Source organism: Arthrobacter sp. (assembly GCF_031988865.1).
In the GTDB taxonomy this organism is placed as follows: Bacteria; Actinomycetota; Actinomycetes; order Actinomycetales; family Micrococcaceae; genus Arthrobacter_B.
On sequence record NZ_DALZXY010000130.1, the window covers coordinates 3387 to 6535 of the forward strand.

The window sequence follows — 3149 nt, forward strand, 5'->3', positions numbered from 1 at the left end:
TGGCGGCCTCTTTCGCAGGGAGGTCACCGGAGCTGCGCACCCAGTGCGGGGGAGGCCAGCCCCGGCATCAGCGCAAACGACCTAGACGGTAGTGGCGTCCTGCACCTCGCCGACGAGTTCCTCGATGATGTCCTCCAGGAACAGGACGCCGGTGATGTTTCCGGCGGAGTCCAGCACCCGGGCCACGTGAGAACCGGTACGGCGCATCGTTTCCAGGGCGTCCTCGAGTTCACTGCCGCGGTAGGCGCTGGCCAGACGGCGGATGCGCTTGGCCGGAACGGGGGCGTTGAAGCGCTCCGGCTCCACCAGGTCCATCACGTCCTTGAGGTGCAGATAGCCGGTGAGGTCGCCGTCGTCGTCGGCCAGGATATAGCGGGAGTAGCCGTGGCTGCCCACCGCTTTCTGGATGTCGGCGGGGGTGGCTCCGGCCGGAACCAGAACCATCTCCGCGATCGGCACCTCGACGTCGGCCACCGTTTTGGAGGTGAAGTTGAACGCCGCTGTGAGCGTTCCGCTGGAATCCTCCAGGACGCCTTCGCGGGTGGATTCCTCAACGATCGTGGCGACCTCGTCCAGGGTAAAGGCGCTCGTGGCCTCATCCTTGGGCTCCACCCTGAAAAGGCGCAGCACCGAGTTGGCGATGGCGTTCATGCCCCAGATGATCGGCTTGAAAATCCGGGCGACCACCACCAGCGGGGGAGCCAGCAGCAAGGCGGCACGGGTGGGCACGGAGAAGGAGATGTTCTTGGGGATCATCTCGCCCACCACCACGTGGAGGAAAGTCACCAGCAGCAGCGCGACGACGAAGGCCGTAATGCTGATGGCCTCGGGCGTCAGCGGCGTACCGGCCAGCGGGATCTCCAGCAGGTGGTGGATCGCCGGTTCGGAGACATTCAGGATCACGAGGGAGCAGACGGTGATGCCCAGCTGGCTGGTGGCGAGCATCAAAGTGGCATGTTCCATCGCCCACAGGGTGGTCTTGGCTGCCTTGCTTCCCTGCGCCGCCTTGGGCTCGATCTGCGAACGGCGGGCGGAAATCACGGCGAATTCCGCGCCGACGAAGAACGCGTTGACGGCCAGCAGCACGACCAGCCAGATTATGCCGGGGAGATACTCACTCATCGATGATGTCCTTCGTCAGGGTGTTAACTAGGCGGTCGTGCGCGCTCTGCGGTGATTCGGAGCCGGGGTGCGGGGTGAAGCGGAGGCGTTCGACATGGTTGCCGATCACCCGTTCGACGCGGAGCGTGCCGCCGTCGGCTTCCACCTCGTCACCCAGCTCCGGCAGCCGGTCAAGGCAGTGCGTGACGAAACCTGCCAGCGTGTCGTAATCCTCGCCGTCGGGCACCGTGATGCCTGCACGGTCCAGGAGTTCGTCCGGACGCAGCGACGCGTCAAAGGTCACCGAACGTCCGGAGCGAACGACGCCGACGCGGGCGCGGTCGTGTTCATCCTCGAGTTCGCCCACGATTTCTTCGACCAGGTCCTCGAGGGTAACGACGCCGGCGGTTCCGCCGTGTTCATCCGTCACCACCGCGATCTGCAGGCCCTGGCTGCGCAGGATTGCCAGGAGGGAATCGACGCCCATGGACTCAGGGACGCGCAGCGGCGCCACCATCAGGTCAGCCGCCGTCGTCCGTGCCCTGTCCTGCAGCGGAAGCGCGAACGCCTGTTTGACGTGCAGGACGCCGAGGACGTCGTCGGAGTCACGGCCGATCACCGGGAAACGGGAGTAGCCGGTGGAAACCGCAGTGGCGATGATGTCATCGGCGGAATCTGTCCCCGGGATGCAGGCCATCCGGACACGCGGCGTCATGACGTCGGCCGCGGTGTGGTCGGAGAACCGGAGGGTGCGGTGCAGCAGTTCGGCATGGTCCTGGTCCAGCACGCCTTCCATGGCGGAACGGCGGACCAGGAAGCTGAGCTCCTCGGCGCTGCGCGCTCCGGAGAGTTCTTCCTTCGGTTCAATGCCGAAGGAGCGGATCACTGCGTTAGCCGTGTTGTTGCAGAGCAGGATAACGGGCTTGAAGATGACGGTGAACAGGGCCTGGAAAGGGATCACCAGCTTGGCCGTGGCCAGCGGCAGCGCCAGTGCGAAGTTCTTGGGAACAAGTTCGCCGATGATCATCGAGAACAGGGTGGCCAGCAGGACGCCGATCACGGTACCCGCGCCGCCGACGGCGGCTTCCGGAATGCCGGCGGCCAGCATCGGGCCGCGCAGCAGGGAGCTGATGGCCGGCTCCAGAGTGTAGCCGGTGAGCAACGTGGTCAGTGTGATGCCCAGCTGCGCACCCGAGAGGTGGGTCGAGGTGATCTTCAGGGCCTTGATGGTGGGGCCCAGCCGCTTCTCGCCGGACGCTTGCCGCGCCTCGAGGTCATTGCGGTTCAGGTTCACCAGGGCAAATTCTGAGGCAACAAACAGGCCGGTGCCAACGGTCAGGAGCAGGCCGATACCGACCATGATCCACTCATGCATGTCATACAAGGGGCTGCCCTCCCCGATCCAGAACGGCTGGAGTCAAGAAGGGCATGGGTTTATGAGAAGGGTCATCCATAGTAAGGAAAAGTTTAGCGGCCCTAGCTTGGAAATTCCTGAAATGCCCTAGCCAGAGGGTTTTGGGACCAGCAGCCCCGGCCGCAGCAGCCTTCCTGCGCGGAAACTATTCCTTTTCCTTCTCCACCAGTGGATCCGGGTCCAGGAACGCGACGGTCAGCACGGCAGCGGTCTGCTCGATCTGCCATTCCCGTGCGCCGAGATCCCGCAGCGCGGCGCTGATGGTGTCCAGGTTGATCTCAGCCGGGGGCCGCCCCCCGCCGCAGGTGGTCCGGGGTCAGCAGGTTCTCCACCGGAAGGTTCAGCCGTTCAGCCAGCGCAGCCAGGCGTGGCTTGGCGGTTTGCAGGCGTGCCGCGGCGGCGGGATCGTTCCGGGCCCAGACGCGCGGGGGCGGCGGTGCATGGGTGGGAACGTGCAGCGCGGGCAGGTCCTTGCTGGCTCGGGCGGCGGCGATGCAGCGCAGCCAGCGCGGAGCTTCGCGCTGCGCCGCCCGGCCATGGAAGCCAGGGGTGGACAGCAGCTGCGGGACAGTATTGGGCATGGCCCTTGCGGCGGCAACGATCGCGGAATCCGGAATGAGTCTCCCGGGGGCCG

General features: G+C 65.7%; 2 protein-coding genes and 1 pseudogene. All 3 read right to left on the reverse strand.

Annotation, left to right across the window (positions count from 1 at the left end; genetic code table 11):
• Positions 1 to 81: 81 nt before the first annotated feature.
• Positions 82 to 1122, reverse strand: a complete 1041-nt coding sequence (locus tag RTN46_RS15970) for a hemolysin family protein (protein WP_312182862.1) — start codon at positions 1120 to 1122, stop codon at positions 82 to 84.
• Complete coding sequence (locus RTN46_RS15975) at positions 1115 to 2476, reverse strand: hemolysin family protein (RefSeq protein WP_312182864.1); 1362 nt, start codon at positions 2474 to 2476, stop codon at positions 1115 to 1117. The genes RTN46_RS15970 and RTN46_RS15975 overlap by 8 nt, the downstream gene beginning before the upstream one ends.
• Before the next feature lie 184 nt (positions 2477 to 2660).
• Positions 2661 to 3149: pseudogene (locus RTN46_RS15980) on the reverse strand (ribonuclease D); the annotation flags it as partial.

Coding starts and splice junctions, on each gene's coding strand:
- RTN46_RS15970 (WP_312182862.1), bottom strand. CDS start 1,122: ATGAGTGAGTATCTCCCCGGCATAATCTGGCTGGTCGTGCTGCTGGCC.
- RTN46_RS15975 (WP_312182864.1), bottom strand. CDS start 2,476: ATGCATGAGTGGATCATGGTCGGTATCGGCCTGCTCCTGACCGTTGGC.